This is a genomic window from Sinomonas sp. (genome assembly GCF_051955515.1).
In the GTDB taxonomy this organism is placed as follows: Bacteria; Actinomycetota; Actinomycetes; order Actinomycetales; family Micrococcaceae; genus Sinomonas.
Genome location: NZ_JBQCGQ010000126.1, coordinates 1 through 5,510 on the forward strand (window position 1 = coordinate 1; position 5,510 = coordinate 5,510).

General features: G+C 67.0%; 5 protein-coding genes. 1 reads left to right on the forward strand and 4 read right to left on the reverse strand.

Annotated features, from left to right (window positions below):
* Positions 1 to 17: 17 nt before the first annotated feature.
* The 4 genes from ACTHL9_RS06960 to ACTHL9_RS06975 are packed head-to-tail and all read right to left on the reverse strand — an operon-like array spanning position 18 to position 4,229.
* Complete coding sequence (locus ACTHL9_RS06960) at positions 18 to 857, reverse strand: sugar phosphate isomerase/epimerase family protein (protein ID WP_440518120.1); 840 nt, start codon at positions 855 to 857, stop codon at positions 18 to 20.
* Positions 858 to 859: 2 nt separating this feature from the next.
* Positions 860 to 1,783 (reverse strand): carbohydrate ABC transporter permease, encoded by a 924-nt coding sequence (locus ACTHL9_RS06965; RefSeq protein WP_440518121.1) that lies wholly within the window; start codon positions 1,781 to 1,783, stop codon positions 860 to 862.
* Positions 1,780 to 2,841 (reverse strand): carbohydrate ABC transporter permease, encoded by a 1,062-nt coding sequence (locus tag ACTHL9_RS06970; RefSeq protein ID WP_440518122.1) that lies wholly within the window; start codon positions 2,839 to 2,841, stop codon positions 1,780 to 1,782. Before ACTHL9_RS06970 ends, ACTHL9_RS06965 begins: the two co-directional genes overlap by 4 nt.
* Before the next feature lie 29 nt (positions 2,842 to 2,870).
* Positions 2,871 to 4,229, reverse strand: a complete 1,359-nt coding sequence (locus ACTHL9_RS06975) for an ABC transporter substrate-binding protein (protein ID WP_440518123.1) — start codon at positions 4,227 to 4,229, stop codon at positions 2,871 to 2,873.
* A gap of 126 nt (positions 4,230 to 4,355) precedes the next feature.
* Here ACTHL9_RS06975 and ACTHL9_RS06980 point away from each other — a divergent pair, with 126 nt between their 5' ends.
* On the forward strand, positions 4,356 to 5,384 hold the full coding sequence (locus tag ACTHL9_RS06980) for a LacI family DNA-binding transcriptional regulator (RefSeq protein ID WP_440518124.1): 1,029 nt from the start codon (positions 4,356 to 4,358) through the stop codon (positions 5,382 to 5,384).
* Positions 5,385 to 5,510 lie beyond the last annotated feature (126 nt).

The window sequence follows — 5,510 nt, forward strand, 5'->3', positions numbered from 1 at the left end:
CGGGCAGGAACGCGACGTCAGACGGAGGCGACACCAGCCGCGTCGAGGACCTTCGCGAAGGCGCGGGCGGCCACGCCGAACGCGTACGGGCCGCTGTAGCCGCCGAGCGAGAACGCGGCCGCGAGGTGCGGCTCGAGCGAGGCGAAGCCGGTGTAGCCGCTGTCCCGGAGGGCCTCCACGGTCCGGAGCACCTCGCCGTCGCCCTCTCCCGCGGGGACCACGCGGCCGCCGTCGAACAGCGCGTCCTTGACCTGAAGGTAGACCAAGTGCGGCCGGAGCAGCTCATACGCCTCGGTGAACGGCTTCACGCCGACCTGAACGAAGTTCGCAGGATCCCACGCGACCTTGAGCGCGGGCGAGTTCACGGACTCGATGATGTCCGCGACGCGTGACGGGACGTCGCCGAAGATGTCCTTCTCGTTCTCGTGCACGAGCGTCACGCCGGTTCCCTCGGCCCGGCGGGCCAGCGCCGTCATCCGCTCGACGACGGCGTTCCGCACCTCCTCGGCCGACTTCCCCTCGTAGTAGAAGGAGAAGATGCGGATGAACGGCGCCCCCAGCACCTCGGCAGCGCGCAGCGCACGCCCCAGCCGCTCGACCTCGTGCTCCACCGGAAGGCCCACGTCGACCTTCCCGATCGGCGAGGCAATCGCCGAGACCTTGAGCCCGGCCTCGTCGAGGATGCCCTTGAGCTCCGCGAGCTGCTCCTCGTCCATGTCCACGATGTTGGTGCCCCACGCGCTGCGGACCTCGATGTGCGCCGCCCCGAGGGCCCGCATCACCGCCGCTTGGATCCGCGGATCGTCGTCGATTTCGTCGCCGAATCCGGACAGCTCCCACTGGGCCGTTTCAGACATCGTCACTTGACTCCTCCGGCGGTCAGGCCGCCCACTAGGTACTTCTGGAAGAACAGGTACAGGAACACGACCGGCGCGGCACAGACGAGGGCCGAAGCCATCATCTGACCGTAGTACGGGATCGCGCCGCCCTCGGTGCTCGTCGCGAAGATCTGCAGGGCCACCGCGGCCGTCTGGCTCTCGGGGTTCGTCATGACCGACGCGAACAGCACGTCGTTCCACCCGAGGAGGAACGCGAAGATGCCGGAGACGATGATGCCAGGCCAGCTGAGCGGCAGGATGATCTTGGTCAGGATCCCGAAACTCGACGCCCCGTCGATGCGGGCGGCCTCCTCGAGCTCGCGCGGCAGGCCGCGCAGGTACGTGACCATGACCCACGTCGAGAACGGGAGCGCGAACGTCAGGTACGTGATGAACAGGCCCCACCGAGTGCCGATGACCTGGATGCCGAGGTACGTCGCGGACGAGGAGAACAGGACGAAGACCGGCAACACGAGCAGAGTGCCCGGCACCGACTGGAGGGCCAGGAGGCCGCGCATGATCGTGAGGCGCCCGAAGAACTGGTAGCGCACCAGCACGTACGCCGTGCCGATGGACAGGGCCGCCGAGACGATCGCGGTGGACCCGGCCACGATGATGGAGTTCGTCAGGCCGTTGGCGAGGCCCACGCTCGACCAGATGTTGGCGTAGTTGTCCGGCGTGAACACTGCGGGCCAGAAGTCGCCGCGGGCCACCGAGATGTCCGAGTTGATGCTCGCCAGGAAGATATACGACAGCGGCAGCAGGACGAACAGGGCGATGACCGCGATGACCACCACGAGGAGCCACGTGGGCAGGAGGCGCGTGACCTCGGCCTGCTGGTGCGAGCCGGGGCGGTCGACGGCGGAGGAGACTCGGGCGCGGGAGGTTGCCGTGGCGGTGCTCATTTGCGGCCTCCGGGGGTCTCGGCGTCGTCGAGCTTGACGGCGCGCAGGTACACGAAGAGCGGGATGGCGATCAGGATCAGGGAGACGACCGCCATCGCGGCGCTCAGGCCGAAGCGGAAGCTCTGGAAGCTCGTCACATACGTGAGAACTGGCAGGAGCTCGACGTCGTGCGGGGCGGGGATGCCGAACAGCACGAACGGGAGGGTGAAGTTGTTGATGTGGTTGAGCATCCCGATGATGAACGCGAGCGAGATCGGGCCGCGGAGGTACGGGAAGACCACGTAGCGGAGCTTGGTCCACCAGAGCGCGCCATCGAGGGCTGCCGCCTCGTGGACCTCATGGTCCACGGCCTGGAGGCCGGCGAGGGCGAGCAGGTAGATGAAGGGCCACGACGCCCAGATCTGCACGAAGACGAGCGTCCAGTACGTGTTCGGCCCGTTGAGGAACAGGCCGGGGTCGGCGCCGAAGAACTTGAAGCCGTGCTCGACGATCCCACCGGGCTGGAACATCGTGCGCCACACCGTGGCCACAACAAAGGACGGCAGGACGTACGGGATGAGGAAGACCGAGCGGACCACGGCACGCCCCTTGAAGGCGTTCTGCGTGGCGACGGCGGCCGCGATCCCGATGGGCATCGCGATGATTGTGGCGATGAACGAGTACGAGACGCTGAGCCAGACCCCGTGGAACAGGTTGGTACTGGTGACGGCCTCGACATAGTTCGCGAAGGCGATGAAGGGTGCCTCGATCCACTGGCGCAGCGTGTACTGGTCCAGGTCGAGGAGGGACATGTAGATGCCGAGCAGGAGCGGCACGATGATCACGATGATCATCAGGAGGCCACCCGGGATCAACATCCACAGCGGGCGATTGCGCTCCGAGGGGCCGCGTCGGCGGCCGGCAGGGGTGTCGACTCCCGAGGCGATGACCGGTACCGTCTCGGCGGTGGTTCCGTCCGGGGTGACGTCGGGGCCGACGGCGACGGCCGGCCCGGAGGCCCGGCGCGCCGTACGGGCGGCGCGCCGGGACTCGGACGCAGGATTGCTTGCAGTCGTCATGATTGCCTTAGCGGATCAGAGTCCGCGCCTCACTTCGCTCGGTCGAGGGACTGCTGAGACTTGTTCTGCGCGTCCTGAATGCGCTGGCTCAGCGACGAATCCGGGACGTTGCCGTTCGAGAGGTCCGGGATGCTCTGGACCGTGACGTTGAGCAGTGCGAGCTGGATGTCGCCCCACGCGCCGGTGAACGGGGTGGCATAGGACTTCTTCGCAGCGTCCGTCAGCGCCGCCATGTGCGGAGCGTTCTGGAGCGATGCGAGGGCGTCCGCGTTGGCGGGCAGGTCACCGAAGATCTTCTGGTAGTTGAGCTGTTCGTCCTTGCTGGTCACCAGGTTGATGTACGCGAACGCGAGGTCCTGGTTCTTGGAGTAGTTCGCGACCACGAGGTTGTCACCGGAGAGGATCGACGCCGCCGGAGTGGCGCCCGCCTTCGGGGAGGAGTCGCCCGGGGCCGCGGTCGGCATCAGGGCGTAGTCCCACTTGCCGGCGATCGGGGACTTGTCGAGGGTGGGGATCGAGCCCGAGCTGGTCATGAGGAAGTAGCCGGCCTTACCGGCGGCGAAATCGGCGAGCGCCTGGCTGTTGCTCCAGCCGACCGAGGCCGGGTTCACGACCTTGTCGTTTGTGAGCCAGCCGAAGTAGGTCTGGTACGCCTTCTTGACGGCCGGGTCGTTGAGCTTCGCGGTCTTGCCGTCGACGAGGTTGTTGCCGGCCTGGACCGACATGGCCCAGATGTACTTCCACGGATCGAAGTTGTCCTTGTACGCGATCGCCATGCCGTACTGGCCCTTGGACGGGTCCGTGAGCTTCTTGGCCTGCTCCGCGAGGCCGTCCCACGTCGTGGCCGGAGCGTCGATCCCTGCGGCCTTGAGGAGATCCTTGTTGTACGCCATCACGAACGGGCGGCTCACGAAGGGGATGCCCGCGAGGTGATCCTTGTCCGGGCCGGAGATGCCGAGGGCGTTCTGGTTGAAGCGGTCCTTGCCGCCGATCTTCTTCCAGTCGTCGTCGGTCAGCGTGACGAAGGCCTTGGTCGCGTACGCGGTGGGCGTGAAGGTGGTGCCGAGCGAGTAGACGTCCGGGCCCTGCCCTGAGACGACGGAGGTCTGGATGCGCGTGAGCTCATCGTTGGCCGACGTGAAGGTCTCGAACTTGAGGTCGGCCCCCGTCTGCTGCTTGAACTTCGTGGTGATGTCCGCCATCCACTGCTTCTGCTGCTCGGGGTACGCCGTGTTGACGTTGACGAGGACGTCGAGGGTCTTGCCTGCTCCGTTGACCGCGCCTCCCGACGAGCTGCCACCGCTCGACGAACCGCCGCCGCACGCCGAGAGGGCGAGGGCCGCAGCCGTCGCGATCGAGGCCATTACGGCCTTCGTGCCGAAACGCATGTGTCTCCTCCTTGAGTTCACTCGGCCGCTGTGACTGGCGTCACGGTGCGGCCCGGGCTCTTCGAGCATAAGAAAGTGGCAAACATCACGGCAAGCGATTGCCATGAAGTTGCCATGAATGCTCAAATGGATTTCATGCCCCAGGAGATCTCCTCGCCCGGCGAGCGGCTGCCGACCATTCGTGACATTGCCGAGATTGCGGGCGTTGCCACGTCCACCGTTTCGCGCGCCCTGTCCAATCCGCAGCGCGTCAACGCGAGGACCCGGGAGAAGATCGAGCGGATTGCCGCCGAGCTGCACTATGTCCCGAGCACCCAGGCGCGAGGGCTGAGCTCCGGGCGCACGGGCGTCATCGCGGTGCTCGTCCCGGACATCACGAACCCGTTCTACTTCGACATCATCCGGGGGACGCAGTACCAGCTGAAGGCGTCCGGCTACACCCAGCTGCTCGTCGACACCGAGGAGGCGACCGACGTCGAACTCGACACCCTGCGCAAGCTGCGCCGCTCCACGGATGGCGTGATCCTCGCGGCGTCGCGACTCACCGACCAGCAGCTCAGCGATGCCGCGGCGCGCCAGCCGCTCGTCACCATCAATCGGGCGACGGCGGATGCTCCCACCGTGCTCATCGACACCCCTGGCGCAGTGGTCCAGGCGCTCGAGCACCTCTGGTCCTTCGGGCACCGCTCGGTGGTCTACGCGGCCGGCCCCACCAGCTCCTGGTCCAACCACCGCCGCTGGAAGGCGATCGAGGAGGCCGCGGCCAAGCGCGGCATGAAGGCGACTCGCATCGGCCCCTACGCCCCGACGGCCTTCTCCGGAGCGGCGGCGGCGGATGGTGCCCTGAGCGCGGGGGCGACGGCGGTCATCGCCTTCAACGACCTGCTCGCCATCGGGATGCTGGACCGCTTCCGCGAGCGCGGCGTGCGCGTGCCCGAGGACGTGAGCATCGTGGGCTGCGACGACATCTTCGGCGCTGACTTCTGCAACCCCCCGCTGACCACCATCTCGTCGCCCATCGAGCAGGCCGGACGCGTCGCCGTCTCCATGCTCATGGCGCAGCTCGACCCGATCCGTGGCGGCACGCCGCGGAAGCTCGCCGTCATGCCGACCCACCTCAAGGTCCGGGCCTCGACGGGGCCCGCCAAGGCCTGAACGCCCCGCTCAAACACTTGCGCCGTCTCAAACACTTGCGCCGTCACCTTTGAAAGGTGAACACCCAGCAAAACTGTCGGCGCAACCAGAAATGACACACCCACAGGGCGCGCGACCAGAGGTCAG